Origin of the sequence: Veillonella parvula (assembly GCF_024461875.1) — a bacterium.
In the GTDB taxonomy this organism is placed as follows: Bacteria; Bacillota; Negativicutes; order Veillonellales; family Veillonellaceae; genus Veillonella; species Veillonella parvula_I.
In genome coordinates this window covers 1-246 of record NZ_JANGAL010000087.1, presented here as the reverse complement: position 1 = coordinate 246, position 246 = coordinate 1, and the positions used below count along the sequence as shown (strand labels likewise).

Annotated in this window: 1 protein-coding gene; it reads left to right on the top strand. The window is 45.1% G+C overall.

The window, feature by feature from the left end:
• The coding region (locus tag NE668_RS09965) for an ACT domain-containing protein (protein ID WP_256196850.1) at positions 1-246 on the top strand (246 nt) is incomplete at both ends.

Genomic DNA, 246 nt, shown 5'->3' with positions numbered 1-246 from the left:
GGAGGAGGAAAAATCCGAATCGCAAGAATCAACGAAGTGGAAGTTGATTTTACCGGAGAATACAGCACTCTTATCGTCATTCAACAGGACAAACCCGGAGTGATCGCACACATCACAAACTGCTTAAGCGAAATGAACGTCAATATAGCTTATATGAAGCTTTACCGGGAAGAAAAAGGGTGTACGGCGTACAGCATCGTCGAATCTGACGGAATCGTTCCTCAGACAGTAGCCGGACGAATCAAA